Below are 394 nucleotides of genomic sequence, written 5' to 3' on the forward strand. Positions count from 1 at the left end.
AGCTGGGAGAGCACCTGCCTTACAAGCAGGGGGTCGGCGGTTCGATCCCGTCATCCTCCACCACCGTGCCGGTGTAGCTCAACTGGTAGAGCAACTGACTTGTAATCAGTAGGTTGGGGGTTCAAGTCCTCTTGCCGGCACCATTTATATCGGAGGGGTAGCGAAGTGGCTAAACGCGGCGGACTGTAAATCCGCTCCTTCGGGTTCGGCAGTTCGAATCTGCCCCCCTCCACCATTTTTATTGGGCTATCGCCAAGCGGTAAGGCAACGGATTTTGATTCCGTCATGCGTTGGTTCGAATCCAGCTAGCCCAGCCATAGAGAGCCATTAGCTCAGTTGGTAGAGCATCTGACTTTTAATCAGAGGGTCGAAGGTTCGAGTCCTTCATGGCTCA

4 tRNA genes are annotated in these 394 nt (G+C 54.3%); all 4 read left to right on the plus strand.

Going from position 1 to position 394, the window contains the following annotated elements:
- Positions 1 to 67: 67 nt before the first annotated feature.
- A tRNA-Thr gene (locus AC1VNJ_RS26890) sits at positions 68 to 143 on the plus strand.
- Positions 144 to 151: 8 nt separating this feature from the next.
- Positions 152 to 235, plus strand: a tRNA-Tyr gene (locus tag AC1VNJ_RS26895).
- A 7-nt stretch (positions 236 to 242) separates the two neighbouring features.
- A tRNA-Gln gene (locus AC1VNJ_RS26900) sits at positions 243 to 317 on the plus strand.
- Between the two features lie 4 nt (positions 318 to 321).
- Positions 322 to 394: transfer RNA gene (locus tag AC1VNJ_RS26905), tRNA-Lys, on the plus strand.

Source organism: Priestia sp. 3CA3 (assembly GCF_056836725.1).